The sequence below is a fragment of the Campylobacter novaezeelandiae genome, assembly GCF_018968685.1.
GTDB classification, from domain to species: domain Bacteria; phylum Campylobacterota; class Campylobacteria; order Campylobacterales; family Campylobacteraceae; genus Campylobacter_D; species Campylobacter_D novaezeelandiae.
This window is the reverse complement of sequence record NZ_CP076659.1, coordinates 20,195-34,502: the sequence shown is the minus strand read 5'-3', so window position 1 is coordinate 34,502 and position 14,308 is coordinate 20,195. Positions and strand designations below refer to the sequence as shown.

The 14,308-nt window shown below is 24.2% G+C and carries 18 protein-coding genes; 1 reads left to right on the top strand and 17 read right to left on the bottom strand.

Translation table 11 applies throughout. From position 1 onward, the window contains the following. Window positions 1–75: 75 nt before the first annotated feature. Window positions 76–1,032, bottom strand: a complete 957-nt coding sequence (locus CNZW441b_RS08065) for a type IV secretion system protein (RefSeq protein ID WP_131186850.1) — start codon at window positions 1,030–1,032, stop codon at window positions 76–78. Beyond that, entirely contained in the window at window positions 1,029–2,138 is a 1,110-nt protein-coding gene (locus CNZW441b_RS08060) for a hypothetical protein (RefSeq protein WP_131186849.1), read from the bottom strand. The genes CNZW441b_RS08065 and CNZW441b_RS08060 overlap by 4 nt, the downstream gene beginning before the upstream one ends. A 1,295-nt stretch (window positions 2,139–3,433) precedes the next feature. On the opposite strand from CNZW441b_RS08060, the gene CNZW441b_RS08055 reads away from it, so the two are divergent. Continuing rightward, window positions 3,434–4,264, top strand: a complete 831-nt coding sequence (locus CNZW441b_RS08055; RefSeq protein ID WP_216681630.1) for a replication initiation protein — start codon at window positions 3,434–3,436, stop codon at window positions 4,262–4,264. 25 nt (window positions 4,265–4,289) lie between these two features. Here the strand turns inward: CNZW441b_RS08055 and CNZW441b_RS08050 are convergent, their stop codons facing one another. The 15 genes from CNZW441b_RS08050 to CNZW441b_RS07980 form a co-directional block, all read right to left on the bottom strand. Beyond that, the gene (locus CNZW441b_RS08050) at window positions 4,290–4,913 is read right to left on the bottom strand and encodes a hypothetical protein (RefSeq protein ID WP_131186847.1); all 624 of its coding nucleotides are present in this window, start codon (window positions 4,911–4,913) and stop codon (window positions 4,290–4,292) included. A 9-nt stretch (window positions 4,914–4,922) separates the two neighbouring features. Next, window positions 4,923–5,591 (bottom strand): ParA family protein, encoded by a 669-nt coding sequence (locus CNZW441b_RS08045; protein ID WP_131186846.1) that lies wholly within the window; start codon window positions 5,589–5,591, stop codon window positions 4,923–4,925. A gap of 501 nt (window positions 5,592–6,092) precedes the next feature. Next, a complete protein-coding gene (locus tag CNZW441b_RS08040) occupies window positions 6,093–6,326 on the bottom strand; it encodes a hypothetical protein (RefSeq protein ID WP_131186845.1) in 234 nt (77 codons plus the stop codon). A 129-nt stretch (window positions 6,327–6,455) separates the two neighbouring features. Further along, window positions 6,456–6,947 carry a hypothetical protein gene (locus CNZW441b_RS08035; protein ID WP_131186844.1) on the bottom strand — a complete coding sequence of 164 codons (492 nt, stop codon included), beginning with the start codon at window positions 6,945–6,947 and terminating at the stop codon, window positions 6,456–6,458. Continuing rightward, entirely contained in the window at window positions 6,940–7,164 is a 225-nt protein-coding gene (locus tag CNZW441b_RS08030; RefSeq protein ID WP_131186843.1) for a hypothetical protein, read from the bottom strand. The genes CNZW441b_RS08035 and CNZW441b_RS08030 overlap by 8 nt, the downstream gene beginning before the upstream one ends. Then, the gene (locus tag CNZW441b_RS08025; protein ID WP_131186842.1) at window positions 7,161–7,499 is read right to left on the bottom strand and encodes a hypothetical protein; all 339 of its coding nucleotides are present in this window, start codon (window positions 7,497–7,499) and stop codon (window positions 7,161–7,163) included. The genes CNZW441b_RS08030 and CNZW441b_RS08025 overlap by 4 nt, the downstream gene beginning before the upstream one ends. A 1-nt stretch (window position 7,500) precedes the next feature. Then, window positions 7,501–7,989: a hypothetical protein gene (locus CNZW441b_RS08020; RefSeq protein WP_244985451.1), complete on the bottom strand. Its 489-nt coding sequence runs from the start codon at window positions 7,987–7,989 to the stop codon at window positions 7,501–7,503. A 1-nt stretch (window position 7,990) separates the two neighbouring features. Continuing rightward, window positions 7,991–8,539 (bottom strand): hypothetical protein, encoded by a 549-nt coding sequence (locus CNZW441b_RS08015; protein ID WP_131186841.1) that lies wholly within the window; start codon window positions 8,537–8,539, stop codon window positions 7,991–7,993. A 32-nt stretch (window positions 8,540–8,571) separates the two neighbouring features. After that, on the bottom strand, window positions 8,572–9,030 hold the full coding sequence (locus CNZW441b_RS08010; protein WP_131186840.1) for a single-stranded DNA-binding protein: 459 nt from the start codon (window positions 9,028–9,030) through the stop codon (window positions 8,572–8,574). 3 nt (window positions 9,031–9,033) lie between these two features. After that, complete coding sequence (locus CNZW441b_RS08005; RefSeq protein WP_131186839.1) at window positions 9,034–9,411, bottom strand: hypothetical protein; 378 nt, start codon at window positions 9,409–9,411, stop codon at window positions 9,034–9,036. Window positions 9,412–9,608: 197 nt separating this feature from the next. Continuing rightward, the gene (locus tag CNZW441b_RS08000; RefSeq protein ID WP_131186838.1) at window positions 9,609–11,576 is read right to left on the bottom strand and encodes a type IA DNA topoisomerase; all 1,968 of its coding nucleotides are present in this window, start codon (window positions 11,574–11,576) and stop codon (window positions 9,609–9,611) included. Between the two features lie 12 nt (window positions 11,577–11,588). Then, a complete protein-coding gene (locus tag CNZW441b_RS07995; protein ID WP_131186837.1) occupies window positions 11,589–12,737 on the bottom strand; it encodes a TrbL/VirB6 family protein in 1,149 nt (382 codons plus the stop codon). Window positions 12,738–12,746: 9 nt separating this feature from the next. Next, on the bottom strand, window positions 12,747–13,016 hold the full coding sequence (locus tag CNZW441b_RS07990) for a hypothetical protein (protein ID WP_131186836.1): 270 nt from the start codon (window positions 13,014–13,016) through the stop codon (window positions 12,747–12,749). A gap of 145 nt (window positions 13,017–13,161) precedes the next feature. Then, entirely contained in the window at window positions 13,162–14,043 is an 882-nt protein-coding gene (locus CNZW441b_RS07985) for an ArdC-like ssDNA-binding domain-containing protein (RefSeq protein WP_131186835.1), read from the bottom strand. A 71-nt stretch (window positions 14,044–14,114) separates the two neighbouring features. Then, window positions 14,115–14,285, bottom strand: a complete 171-nt coding sequence (locus CNZW441b_RS07980) for a hypothetical protein (RefSeq protein ID WP_166683084.1) — start codon at window positions 14,283–14,285, stop codon at window positions 14,115–14,117. Window positions 14,286–14,308: the final 23 nt, after the last annotated feature.

The window sequence follows — 14,308 nt, the reverse complement described above, 5'->3', positions numbered from 1 at the left end:
TTTTTCTCCTTTTTATATTATAATTATAGTATATTTATAATTAATTTATATTTAATTTATAGTTTTTTTATAGTCTTAAAAAGTGAAAATAGGAAAGCCGTTTTCATCTTTTGGTTGTTGTTGAATATCCTTTAAATAAGGATTATATTCTTTAGGATCTTGTGGCTCTTCGTAAGTTAAATCAAAACTTGGACTTTTGTTTATTTGAGTATTGCCACCATTTATTCCTAAACTTGCTACTGCTTGAGAAAAATAAATATTAAGTTCATATTGTCTTTGGGTCATTTCAAGAATTTTAATTAAAATAGCATTTGTTAATGCTTGAGCCTGTTTTTGATTATTAGCTTTTAATAATTGTTTAGAAAGCTCCTTTAAATCTTTATCCATTTTTACCTTAGTATAAGGATTATTACTTTCATTTTTTTGATAATTATCATAAAAAGATAACATTTTATTTATTTTATCTTGATTTGCTTTAGATGATAAATATTGCTTTGCATTTTCTAAATTTTGAATTTGTATTAGAGTTTCATTATAAGTTTTAGTATCATTTTTGGTTAAAGTTAAAAGCTTTTGATTAAGTTGTTGTATAGATTTATCCACTTCTGTTGTATCGCTTATGGCTGAAATACAAGTATTAACCTTATCTATATATTTTGTTTCTGCTTTTTTAATTTTAATTTGAAAAAAAGAACTTTCTTTTTCCATAAAGTTACAAGCTCTAGTAATATCTTCAATTTCTCCATAAAAATCATCTGGAATAGCTTTAATATTATCATATAAACTTTGAGTTTGACTAATTAATGATTTTGTATCACCTAAAATTTCACTTATAGAAGACATATCTACTCCAAACTCTTTCATTTGCTTTTCAAAATTAGCTGTATCTTTGATCATTTGTTGATATTGGGTTATCATTTGCTTATAATTAGTAACGGCTTGTGCTATACTGGCTGCATCAATTACTGGAATACCTGATGAAAACAATGAAGTTGAAAAAAATAAAGATAAAAATAATTTATTTATTTTCATAATGAAATTCCTTTACTTTCTGGTGTTTTAACTTTAGCCTTATCCATTGTTTTTTTAATATTATTTTCAATTAATTTTTTAGTTTGTTTGTATTTTTTAGGATAATTTTCTTTAAAATTTGGAGTTTCTTTATCAATATAATTAATATATTCTTGTAATTTTTGAGTTTCTTTTAAATCCATTTTTTCTGGATTTTTTGTGAGTTTATCAAGCTCATAATAAAAATTGCGTTCTTTATTCATATCATTGATACCATTTTCAACACTTTTAGTTTTTTGATGAAGCTCTTTAATAAAATCTATTACCACTTCTCTAGTTTTTTCTGTTTGCATAGCTAAATTCAATTTTTCTTCTCTTTGGCGATTAAGTTCATCAAAATTATTTTCTTTTTCTTTTAAAATCAAATTTAAGCTTTTATCCATTTCATACAATGATTTTAAAATAGCACTAAGGCTTTTTGAGTTAAGAAGATTTTCGATAGAATTTTCAAAATTTTGCTCTAACTTTTCCATTTTTTCTTCCATTTCCTTAAGTTTTTGAGCGTGTTCTTTTTCCATTTCTGCAAATTTCTCATCATATTCTTCTTGACTTAAGCCTTTTTTCTCATTATTTTCTAACTGATCTTTTAATTCTTTTTCTTCTTTTGCCATTTCTTCTTTAGTATTATCGATTTCTTTTTGTAATTGCTCTTGTTCTTTTAAAATTGATAAACTTTCATTAAGTTCTGGATTATCCTTTATTTCTTTAAGGTTATTTTCAATAAAAGCCCTTTTTTCGTTAGGAGTTTCATATTCTGTAGTTAATTCAATAAAATTACGCATATCATTGTCAAGTTTTTCTTTTTCTTCTAGAATTTCTAAAGTTTGTTTTGCTTCTTGTGGCAAATCTTCTAATTTTAATTCTTTTTCTAATTTAGCTTTTAACTCTTCTTGATTTTCTAAATCTTCTTGAAAATTAAGTTTATTAATTTCTTCTAATTCCTTTTCTAATTCTTCACTACTTTTTTCTAAATTTAACTCTTCTTTTTTTTCTTTTTCAATATCAAATTGCTCTTGCCATTGTGATAAAATACTCTTTGGAGTTTGTTCTTCTTTAATGTCTTCCATTCTATATCCTTTATATTTTTATTTTTAAATTAAACACAATTATAAAAATAAGGATTAAAACCTAAATTAAGAAAACCGCCACTATTTCATTAAAATTAAAATTAAATTGGTGGCTTATAAAAAACAGAAAAACCCTAAAATAAAGATTTTAAAACTAAATATATCTTTTTAATATTTTTTCAAAAAATAACTCTTTTTTAATTAAAAAATAAAATAAACTCATAAACAAACAAAAATAACTCTTAAATCAAAAAAAGACTAAAAATGATTAATCATAAAGACTAAATAAAAAAAATCAATTCTAGAAGCTTTTTTTAACTAACAAAATAAAAAATAAAAAATAAAAATTTTACTTTCTATATTTTTATTTTTTAAACAGAACTAGCTTTATTATAAAAATAAAAATCTTTATCAAAATAAAATATAAAAAAACATTTTAAGCTTAAAATTAAAAATTTAACTTTTCATTTAAAAAATATTTAAAATTATAAATTTTAAAAAAATTTAAAACAAAATTTAAATTTAAAATTTCTATATAAAATTTATAATAAAAAATATCAATGAAAAAACTCTTCCCCTTTTAAATTTTAATATTTTTTAAATTTTTAGGGTGCTTTCAAAATGCCTTAAAATAAGGTTTTTGAGCTATATTTTACCGACATTTTGCTAAACTTTTACCGACATTTTGCGACTTAATAAACACTTAAAATAATGGTAAAATAGACATTTAAAAGCATTTATATAAATATAAAATATTTAAACATTTTACCGACATTTTGCTATTTTACCGACATTTTGCTATTTAATCAACGCTTAAAATAAGTATTTTTAAGTGTTTAAAGTTCTTTTAAAGATAAATTTAAAATTAAATATTTAAACATTTTACCGACATTTTGCGACTTAATAAACACTTAAAATAATGGTAAAATAGTTCTTATTTATTATTTAAACATTTTACCGACATTTTGCTATTTTACCGACATTTTGCGACTTAATAAACACTTAAAATAATGGTAAAATAGACATTTAAAAGCATTTATATAAATATAAAACTTTACTTAAATTATTAATATTTTTTTATAAAAAAATCTATTATAAAGCCTATTTATAGGCTTTATTTAGGATAAGTAACTTCCGCAAAATGTCGGTAAAATATATTGGATATTAAATTTCTTTCAAAATATTAATAATTGCTATATTTTTTATATCTTATTTATAGTTTTTTTATATTTTCAAAGAAAAAAGTAAGTTTATTTCTGTTAAAATCGTATATAAGACGAAAACAAAGGAAATTAATGAGAAAAATTAAAGAAAAAAGAAGTGATAGTCTTATATATCACAATGATTTAAATTGTTTTACATTCAAGAATTTTAAATCTGTAGATTATAATTTATTTTTTACTATTTGCTATTACGCAAGTAAAAATATAAAATCCACAAAGAATATAATTCCTATTTCTCTTTCATTTGAACAACTTAGAGATTTTTTACCTCAAGAAAAAAATAAAAAAAGATTTTATGAAAATGTAGTAGCTTTTGCTGTAAAGTTAAATAATTTAAAAACTTCAAATTATTTTTTAGATAATGAAGGATATAGAATTTATTCGGTTTCATCATTTTTTGATGAAATTACCGTAAATGAAAAGGAAGAGAATATTATTTTTAAAATTAAAGAAAAATGGCTAAATTTAATTGTAAATGTTGTAAAAGAATATACAATAGTTGATTTAAAGACTTTTTGTAAAATTTCAAATAAATATACAAAAAATCTTTATAGGTATCTTTCTCAATGGCAAAGCACAGGTGAATTTATAATTCCTTTTGAAAAATTTAATATTTTACTTGATATTCCAGCAAGTTATGATATAGAAAAAATAGAAAAAAGAATTATTTTTCCTTCGATAAAACTTTTTAAAGATAATAACTATTTTAAAAATTTAGAATATATAAAAGAAAAAGATAAAACTAAACAAGGGCGTGGTGGTCAAGTTACAACATTTACTTTTACGTATGATATTCCAGAAGAAAGAAAAGAAAAAATGCTTAATCTAGGTAAAAGATGGGGTAGAAAAATGAAAAGTGAAAATACTAACCCCCCCCCCCTGTTAAAAGGGAGACAGTATTAACTTTTAACTGATCTTGTTAGTTTAATTAACCTTTGATTTTGAGAATTAAAAATTCTTTAAAATCAAGATTGTAATCTTTAGCTTCTTTTATTAATTTCATTTGTTCTTCAAAACTAAATAGATTTTTGGTTTCTAAATAAAATAAAATTTTAGCATGACCATAAGCTATCATAGTAGAGTGGCTTAATGCTGTATTTTCTTTTATTTTTTCTTTATCTTCGCTATTAATCCAAGTTGTAATTGAATTTTTTTGATTTTTTTTATCATAGTCAAATTTTTCTATAGTTGCTTCTAGTCCGAGTTTTTTTCTAATAAAAGATTTAGGGCTAAGACCTTTACCTTCTTTTTGTATAAGATTATATATTTCTATAATATCTTTATCTTCAAAATAAGAGTTTTTCTCTAAAATAATTTTTCTTAGAAATTCACTACCGCTTCCTATTCCTATAAATTCTTTTTGAATTCTATTTTTTAATTCATCTCCTAAAAATATTTTATAAGGAAATTTATTTTTTTTACTTTCTTCTTTTCTTTTTTTAGTTACAGTTTTTTTATCTTCTTGTTTTAAATTTTCTCCACTTGCATTATTAGCAAATTCTTTTATATCTTGTATAGTATTTTCGTTTATATTAGCTTTTTTAAATTTCATTTTATCTCCCTATTTTATCTTTTTAATAAATTCACAAAGATTGTTAATTTCTAAATAAGCTTTATCCTTTTTTTCATCTTCAGTTACTCCTAAACCCATTTGAGTAAAAATTTTATATTTTTCTCTTTGAAAAATAACAAAATCAAGCAATTTAATATAATCTTGTTCTACCGATTTAATATATTCTCTTAACTCATCTATTTTTTTACTTAAAAAAGGATTTGTAGAGGCTAGATTGATTAAAATAAATACTTGTAAATTTGGATTTTTAACTTTAGCCATTTTTACAACTTCTATTACCCTATCAAAAACGCTGACATCATATTGACTTGGTATAATTGGAATGATAACAATATCGCTTAAGGCTAAAGCAAATCGCATTTCTTTACTATCTCTACCGCCCGTATCTGAAAGAATATATTTATAATTTTCTTTATTATTTTGTTTTAAATTAAGAAGGCAATCAAAATAAGCTTCTCCTTGTTTAATAATATAATCGAATTTTTTTAAATGTCCTTCTTGGTTTCTAATTGAAACAAAAGTTCCTAAAGATTTTTGCGGATCTGCGTCTATAACTAAATTTTTTGCCCCTTCTTGATATAAAGCTATAGCTAAATTTGCAAGAATTGTAGTTTTTCCACAACCGCCTTTTTCATTACATACAGATAAAATTTTCATTTTTTAGCCTTTAATATCTTCTCTTATAATTATATTTAATTTATTATTAACTTATATTTAAATTATATATTTTTTATATCTTATTTATAGTTTTTTTATATTATATTGTAAAAACGATATATAATGAAAGATTTTTATTTGAGATTATTTTTATTTGTATAGAAACAATTTAATTTTTTTGTTTGCACTTATATTTTTTTAATTATCATCATAGTGTTCTTTAGCATTTTTAAACTATCTAAAAATAAATTTTGTTCTTATTCTTTCATTATTAACTCCTTAAAAATTTTTAACAAAAAATTTATTTTTACTAATTTTAATAATTTTGAAACCTTTTTCTTTAAAAAATTTTTCAAAAAAAATAATCTTTTGAATAGTTTCCACTTTTTATCCTTTATCTTTGTTTTCGTATTATAATTATAGTATATTTATACTTAATTTATATTTAATTTATAGTATTTTTATAGTTTATATTTATTAAAAAATTAAGTAAAAAGTAGATTATGAAATTTTTTCTTGCTCTGAAATGATTTGTTTTGTAGTAATAATTTTGTAAAGTAAAATTGAAAAGATAATATATAATATTATTGAAATTCCTTGTATATAGTAATTAGATTTTATAAAAAAAGTTAAACCATTTGGAAGATCAAAATAAAAAAGAAAACCATTAAATGATGTTCCTATTAAATTAATAATTAAAAATATTTTTAAAAAGTCTTTTTGTATTTTTTTCATTATCTATTGCCTTTATAATTTAATTCTTTAATAACTCTGAATATTCTTCTTTACTCATTGTTTGAAATTTTTCATAATTTACTTTCATTATTTTTTCCATTTTTTCAAAATATTTAAGATAGTTTTATCTTAACGTTTGTGAAGAAACTTATATTCATTTTCAATTGAATTGCTATAAAGAATGATAGTTATATATCTTAACTCTTTAACTTTCATTTCTTGTAGAAAGCTAAAAAATTGGTTTGGAGTTAAATCTTCATTGTTGCCTAGTTGAAAATAAGGAATTATTTTTATATTATGCTTCTTAAAAAAACTAGGCACTATAAAATCCCAATTTTTAAAATCAATCTTGATAGTTTGTTTTGCTAATTCTTTAAAAAATGGAGTTTTTCGAAATAATTTCACAACTTCCATATTGTTTTCTACTTTTGGATCATTAAGAAATTTATCAAAATATTCTTTCCCTATCCACACTCTAAGCGACATTTCAAAATAACCATCGCTATAATATCTCTTTTCGTTCTTGTATCCAAATATAACTCTAATAACATCATTGTCTTTAAACTCATTGAAATAGTCTTTCTTTTTCATCATTGCAAGTTGCATCATTAAATTACTCATTTTTATCCTTATTATCATATTTGATAAATTCTTTTTTGATGTTCTCATAAAATTGCTTGTATTTATAATTTTCAAGCCAACTATTTACCCATCTAGGTGTTTCACCTTTGGATTTCCAATTCATTAATGTTTGATAAGGCATTCCTATGATTTTTACAAAATCTTTTTTTGTAAGTTCTAACTCTTTTAATTTTTTCTCAAATTTTATATTTTTCATAAAAAATCAACTTTTTCATATTCTTTAAAATCTTCTTCAAAACATTTTTGTCCCTGTTCTTTTGTTTCAAGGCTATATCCTGAAAAATCTATTTTTCTATCTTTATCTTTTTCAAAGCTTATTATTGTGTAGTATTGCTTGTTTTTTGTTACAAAGAGAAAGTTATTTTTAAATTTAAAACAATCATATTTTCTTTTATTAAGATTGTATTTTTTTATTGTTTCTTTTAAAAAATTTAAAAATACTTCTTCTGTGAGTTCTTTTTTCTCTTCTTTATATTTTTTCATTAAGCAATCTGCTTCTTCTAAAAAATTGTAATAATCTTCTGGTTTCATTTTAAATCTCCTTGATATTTTGTTTTTTCATAGTATTGTATTCATCGTGGATAATTTTTACATTAGCTCCTTCTTTAATGTAATAATCTCTTCCTGTATCTACTTCAGCAAATAAGAAATGTTGCTCATCGTTTTTACAATAAAAAATTACATTTAAAGGGCGTTTCATATGGATAAAAGTATCTAATTTTTTTAGATCTTTTGTAGAAACTTCGATATAACAATCAGTAATTTTTCCTTCTTTCATTGAAGCAAATTTTTCTCTAACATTATCATTATAAATAAATTGATTTCTGTCTTTATCTTTTTCTATTTTTTCGCCTAAATCTTTTATATTAAATTTAATCTCTTGTAATATTTCAGATTGTTCTTTAATTAATTCTCTATTAATTAAAACTTTTACAATACAATATATACAAAGCATATAAGCAGTTAAAAACCCTATAATCATAACGATAACGATGTCATCTGCAGTAATTTCTGTAGTCATTTTAATCTCCTTTTTGATTTATTTCTAATCTTTGTAATTCTAATTTCACAAATCTTTTATCTATTTTTGTATAATCTTTTTCATTCATTCCATAATAAAATATCTCCTTATCGTATTCATTTTTTCCAAAGCCATCAGTGCTTATTTCAATTTCTTTTTTCATTTCATTTTTGGTAAAATATATATTAATCACACTCTTTTTTTCTTCATTGATTATTCTTATATGATTTAGATTGTTTTCTAAAAAAACCTTATATACATTATCAATTATTAAATGATTTTCATACAAATCATTTAATAGATTAATAATTATGGAATAAATTTCTTTTTTGAAATTGTTTGCATTAACTCCAAACAATTTTTCATTAAAGCTATTTATTTCTTTATTTTTTAAATCGCTAAAATGCTTTTCATTTTCTATTTTAATTGTTATGTTTTTTTTAATAGTTAATCTTGTAAAGTATTCATTCATATAGTCTTTAATAAGCTCATCTATATCTTCTTTTATAAAATAGAATAAACATTCACTTTTAGTCATTTCTTCTTGCATTTTATTTTTTCCTTACTCAAACTTTTTTATTATTAAAAAGGCAAATTCTCATCTTCTTGCATATACATTTCTACTTGTTTTTCATCTATGCTTTGCATAGTTTCTATTTCTTTTGGTGGTATAATTTGATTTGGATTTGAAGCAACTTTACAGTTTTGATTTTGTTCTGCTTTTTTCTCAATAAATTCAAAAGAAGAAATTACTACTTGCCACCCATAGCGAAGATTGCCGTATTGATCGGTGTATGATGAAGTAACAATTTTTCCTGTGCCTAAAAAACGATCGCCTTTTTTTATATATTGATTAGCAACTTCTGCTTTACGCCCGAACAAAATAATTGGTATCCAACTTGTGTAAGTTTCATATTCGCCTTTTTCATTTCTTCTATTTTCTGAAACGGCTAAGGTTGTTTTTGCAAAAGCACTGCCACTTGGGGTTATTTTCATTTCAAAATCTTTTCCTAAATATCCACATAAATTAACTTGGTTCATTTTTTATTCTCCTTTTAAAATAGTTTTAGTTTTTTTTGCTTTGATAATTCTATTTTCACTTAGAATTTTTCTTAACATAGCTTCATATTTACTGGCATTAATACTTTTTATAATCATTTTATTTGTGCTATTTGAAACAAAAACATATTTATCTTTAATGCAACTTAATTTCACAATATCCTTTAAAATAAGAGGCAAATCTTTTATGCGATGTTGCTCATTACTTCTTGAAAAATCTGCATACAAACTAATCAAAAAATCTAAATGCTCCTTTCTATCTATAAGATAATGGCTTAGATTTTCTGACTGCAAAGCTTCATCATCAATCTTAACCCCATTTATATAATAAGACTTATCTTTATTTTTAAATTCAATTCTCATTTTTATCCCTTGTCTTTGTTTTTGTATTATAATTATAGTATATTTATACTTAATTTATATTTAATCTATAGTATTTTTATAGTATTTTTATACTATAATCACACTCCAAAAACCAAAACAAACCTAAACTTTTTCTCCCTTTTTAAAACTTATCTTAAGTCCTTTTTTGTTTTAGTAAAAAAGGATCTTAAAAAAAATTATTTTTTACCTTTTTTCATTGCTTCGTCAATAAAAGAAGAACATACTTTCATATTTTCTTTATAGTCTTTTGGTAATTCTAAATTATTTTCCTTAGCAAGTTTTTCTGCAAAAGCTATTTGCTTTGCTGAAGCGGGTAAAGGTTTAGCATTTTTTTTAGCTTTTTCAAGAAAATCCATACATACTTTCATATTTTCTTTATAGTCTTTTGGTAATTCTAAATTATTTTCCTTAGCAAGTTTTTCTGCAAAAGCTATTTGCTTATCGCTAGGTTTTTTTATTTGATTGCTATCATCAATGTGTATAAATTCCATTTTTTGATGTAAAGGTTTGATAAAATCAATATATTGTAAATTTCCTTTTGAAATAGTGTCTAAAATTTCTTCCATTTGCTTTGTAAATTCTGATTTTGTAACCCATTCATCGTTATTTTCATTCAAAAAATCAATTAATGATATTCCTTTTTTAGTCGCAACTATTTCTTTATTTTTTCCTTTGATAGCTAATTCTACATATTCTCTATCTAATAATGTTTTTAAAAAACTTGCATAAGTGCTAGGTCGCCCTATACCTTCTTTTTCCAAAAGGGAGATAAAATTGCTTTCTTTATATCTTCTTGGAGCTTGTTTTTTAACTTCAATTAATTCAAAATCTAAAATTTGTATTTCTTCACCTTCTTTTATATTGAGTTCTAATTCTTGAGTATCATCTTTTTCATCTTTTTCTTCTTCTTCTTTAAAATCAAAAGCCCCTTTAAAACCTTTATCAATACATTTGCTAATGTTAGTCTTAAAACTTAAAAGTCCTATATTAAAATCATAACTTGTAATCTCATTAATAGCATTTTTTGCTTGACTTTGTATTGAGTTTAAATAAATTAAGGTATAGGCTTGTTTTTCATCATCGCTAAGACTTTCTTCTTTAGTAATTTTTTCTATATCTTCAAAGCTATGTAAATGTGATATTCTTATGGCTTCGTGAGCTTCAGCTTGACTTTGTTCCCCTGCTTTATACTCTCTTTTTTGATACCATTGTTTTTCTTTAAAAAAATTTTCAACTTCATTTAAAAATTCAACTGATAAAGCATTGCTATCAGTTCTATGATAAGTAATTAATCCTTTTTCAAAGAGTTTTTGAGCTAATGCCATTGATTTATCAGGAGCAAATCCAAAGATTTTATTAGCTTTTTCTTGAAATTGTGAAGTTCTAAAGGGCTGTGCTGGTTTTATTTCGCTTTTTTTTGTTTCTATAGTATAAAGTTTTGCATTTTTACCTTTTAAACTTTCTATTTTTTCTAAAGCTTCTTCTTTGCTTGAATAAAGATTAGAATTATTTGCATAAAAAACTATGCCGTCTTTTTCTAATTTTGCTTTAATCTTATAATCTAGTTTTTTATTTTTATCATCATTTAAAAATTCCTGTATAGCTTTTTCTCTTTCAACAATTAAAGATAAAGCAGGGGTTTGCACTCTTCCTATAGAAATATTTTTATCATTCATTTTGTTAATGTATTTAGGCGACATTATAAAACCCACCATTTTATCACCGACAATTCTTGCTTTAAATGCTTCAAAATCATTTAAATTGCTTTTTGAAAACTCTATAGCATTTTTCAAACCTTTATTAATCCCACTTTCTGTAATTTCGTGAAATTCTGCTCTTTTAATACTTTTAGCAATATTTTTTATCACTTCATAAAATAAATAAGCTATACCATAACCTTCTCGATCAGGGTCTGTAGCTATAATCACATCTTTACCTTTACAATCTGCAAAAATAGCATTCATTCTTTTTTTGATTTCATCACTTGAAAAATCAAAAATAGGCTCATATTTTTCATATTCTTTTAAAAAATTTTTACCTAAGGTTTTAAAATGTCCTTTAGTGGCATAAACTTTAGCTCCTGTAATTTTTTCTATTTTTTCCCTTTTATTAGGGCTTTCTATAATAATAATTGTATTTTGCATTTTTTCTCCTTTTTAACCAGCTTTAGCTGTTGCTCCTGTCATAGTGTCTGTAAAACTTTGCATTGCATTAGTTAAATTTGATTGATAATTTTGTCCTTTTAAATCTCCTGCCATTTTTCTAAGACTTTGAGAACCCGGAATGGCATTAGCCATTCCGTGTTTTAGGCTTTCTCCTATACTTCCACCTGCCATTCTTTTTGCTAAAGTTCCAGCTCCAAATGAAGTAGTAGCCATACCAGCACTTTTTGCCATATCCAAAGCTCCACCTGTTCCGCCACCATCTAAACCTTGAACTCCCATTATTTGACTGATCCAATTTGGTATTTTTACGATAAGATAAATACAAATTAATGAAATTAAAGTAGGCACAAAAAAATTAGCAAATTGATTTTCATAAACTTGCTGTATATTTCCTAATTCTTGCACTTTATTTATAGGTATCATACAAATTGAAAGTATGATAAAACTTGCAGGAATATATAAAGAATAAGAGATAAAAATTTTAAGCCAAGAATAAAAATAAGGTGCAGTTTTTTTACTAAATAAAAATGGTATTGTAACAGGAGCTAAACTTAAAATTATCATAGCAAAAAAAGTAGAACTTACAATAATACAAGCTACACCTGCTAATACAAAAAAAGTAACTATATAAAAACACCAAAAACAAAACATTCCTGTAAATACCGCTAAGGCTGCAAAAACATCAGGGCTATACCAAGCAGACCATTTTTTCCACCCTGTATTCCATAATTGAACCATTATATCGTTTAAAGAATTGAACGCTCCTGTAATTTGATTTCCAAAACTATCTGTATTTCCCCCTATAAGTCCAGCAGTAGCTGATTTTAACCATTGTGCTGGTATCATTAGCCACCCTAAAAAATCAGTATATCCTTCATAAGAATAAAAAATTCCAAATATAAAACATAAAGTTAAAATCCATTTTCCTGCATTAAAAAGCTCTTCTCGGCTAGGATAACCGTTTTTAAGCAAATTTAAACACCAAAACATTACCCAAATGCCTATAAAAGTATAGGCAACTCCATTATATAAAGCTCCTTGTATTCCATTAAAAATATTTTCAAATAAAGGTTTTAAGGCGTCTTGCATAGTGCTTTGTAAGGCGTCTAACCAGCTATTATCAATCGTAGTTTTTTCCATTTTTAACCCTTAAAATTTAATAATTTTTTCTTCTTTTATTTGACTTGTTTTCATAGCCTTACCCTTACCTAAAGGATCTATTTTAATACTTTTGGTAATTTTTATTTTTTGATTTCCTAAATCTATAATTTCGCTTTCTTCGTAATATTTAGGTATATCATTTTCATAATCGATTAACTCTTTTAATTCATTTTCTTCTTCTTTTGTCCTTTGTTTTGTATGATTAGTTCCATTTTCTAATCCTAAAAATTTAATAAACTCTGCCAAAACTCCTAACATTTACATTCCTTTAAACTTTGGGGCGTTGCGGGGTGTCCCCGCTTAAACTCATAAAAATTAAGACTTTTGGCTTAATTTTCCCCTAAAAAAAATTTTTTAGGGGTTGAGAAACAATAAAAGCAAAAAGATAAATTAACCCCTTAAATTACATTCCTCTAACTTGAGATTTGTTTTGTCCTTGTTCTTTTGTTTGATTTTTTACAATCTCTTTATCTTGGATTTTAAAATAATCAAGTCCTTTAAGCTCTGCGTTTAAAAAGTTGTTAATATCCCTTGTTACTTTTTCCCCTAGTCCTAAATTATTAATGTTGGGTCTTGGATCATAATTTGATTTTTTAATGCCTTCTCTTAATTTTTCTAAGCTTTCTAGATCTCTTTCTTTAAGCTTATCCATTTTAAGATTATCAAATTGTGATGTGTGATAAAGAGTAACAGTTTCTAAAATAGGCGTTTTATGATAAATCTTTTCCGTTACAGGTTCAAACATAGGTTTTCCATCTTTTCCTATTTTTTGATTACCGTCTTTATCTTTTATAGCTCTCATCATGGCTTGTCCGTTTTCATCTAATTTAGGCACATAGCTTTCAGTTTTAAGCAAAGCGATTTTTACTCCTTGCTCGTAAGCTTCTTTACCATTTTTAGTTAAAACAGGCTTACCGTTTTCATCTAATTGTTTTTTGAGTGTTCCCCCTAAAAAATTAGCTTGTTTCATTGTTAAGAAACTAGGTTTATCATAGCCGTTAAGTTCGCTTACCGCTCTTAAAAGGGCAGAAGTTTGTCCTGTATAGGCAATACCTTTACTCGCATTATAAGGCATAGAATTATCTAGCTCTTGTTTAGACATATTCTTATTCCAAAAACTAGCTTTCTCTTTGATAGCCTTAGCAATAATTGCTTTAGAATACTCATTGATACTCGCTTTTTTTTCTTCGTTGGTTCTTTCATTCCACGCTTTATAAGAATTATCTTTTACTTGCTCGTTTGCAACTTCTTTAATTTCCGCATTTACTTCTTTTTTCTTTGCCATAATTTTTTCCTTTTTAATATGTAGTCCTTAATTTATACGCTTTGCAATACGCATAAATGAAATAAAATGATTTACTCATTTTCTAAAGAAGACTGTTCCATTTCATTGGTTTTAAGATATTCCAGTTCTTTAGCTTCTTCTTCACTAATTGGATATTCCCCGTCTTCTAATTCACAAAAAGCTAAAATATCTTTTGCTTTTTGCAACTCTTTTTCTTTTAAACTATCTTCTATACTTGCCATTATTGTTCTCCTTTTTGATTTTA

Bases quoted from the DNA above. Each gene is read 5' to 3' on its own strand.
- CNZW441b_RS08065 (WP_131186850.1), bottom strand. From the start codon at position 1,032: ATGAAAATAAATAAATTATTTTTATCTTTATTTTTTTCAACTTCATTG.
- CNZW441b_RS08060 (WP_131186849.1), bottom strand. From the start codon at position 2,138: ATGGAAGACATTAAAGAAGAACAAACTCCAAAGAGTATTTTATCACAA.
- CNZW441b_RS08055 (WP_216681630.1), top strand. From the start codon at position 3,434: ATGAGAAAAATTAAAGAAAAAAGAAGTGATAGTCTTATATATCACAAT.
- CNZW441b_RS08050 (WP_131186847.1), bottom strand. From the start codon at position 4,913: ATGAAATTTAAAAAAGCTAATATAAACGAAAATACTATACAAGATATA.
- CNZW441b_RS08045 (WP_131186846.1), bottom strand. From the start codon at position 5,591: ATGAAAATTTTATCTGTATGTAATGAAAAAGGCGGTTGTGGAAAAACT.
- CNZW441b_RS08040 (WP_131186845.1), bottom strand. From the start codon at position 6,326: ATGAAAAAAATACAAAAAGACTTTTTAAAAATATTTTTAATTATTAAT.
- CNZW441b_RS08035 (WP_131186844.1), bottom strand. From the start codon at position 6,947: ATGAGTAATTTAATGATGCAACTTGCAATGATGAAAAAGAAAGACTAT.
- CNZW441b_RS08030 (WP_131186843.1), bottom strand. From the start codon at position 7,164: ATGAAAAATATAAAATTTGAGAAAAAATTAAAAGAGTTAGAACTTACA.
- CNZW441b_RS08025 (WP_131186842.1), bottom strand. From the start codon at position 7,499: ATGAAACCAGAAGATTATTACAATTTTTTAGAAGAAGCAGATTGCTTA.
- CNZW441b_RS08020 (WP_244985451.1), bottom strand. From the start codon at position 7,989: ATGACTACAGAAATTACTGCAGATGACATCGTTATCGTTATGATTATA.
- CNZW441b_RS08015 (WP_131186841.1), bottom strand. From the start codon at position 8,539: ATGCAAGAAGAAATGACTAAAAGTGAATGTTTATTCTATTTTATAAAA.
- CNZW441b_RS08010 (WP_131186840.1), bottom strand. From the start codon at position 9,030: ATGAACCAAGTTAATTTATGTGGATATTTAGGAAAAGATTTTGAAATG.
- CNZW441b_RS08005 (WP_131186839.1), bottom strand. From the start codon at position 9,411: ATGAGAATTGAATTTAAAAATAAAGATAAGTCTTATTATATAAATGGG.
- CNZW441b_RS08000 (WP_131186838.1), bottom strand. From the start codon at position 11,576: ATGCAAAATACAATTATTATTATAGAAAGCCCTAATAAAAGGGAAAAA.
- CNZW441b_RS07995 (WP_131186837.1), bottom strand. From the start codon at position 12,737: ATGGAAAAAACTACGATTGATAATAGCTGGTTAGACGCCTTACAAAGC.
- CNZW441b_RS07990 (WP_131186836.1), bottom strand. From the start codon at position 13,016: ATGTTAGGAGTTTTGGCAGAGTTTATTAAATTTTTAGGATTAGAAAAT.
- CNZW441b_RS07985 (WP_131186835.1), bottom strand. From the start codon at position 14,043: ATGGCAAAGAAAAAAGAAGTAAATGCGGAAATTAAAGAAGTTGCAAAC.
- CNZW441b_RS07980 (WP_166683084.1), bottom strand. From the start codon at position 14,285: ATGGCAAGTATAGAAGATAGTTTAAAAGAAAAAGAGTTGCAAAAAGCA.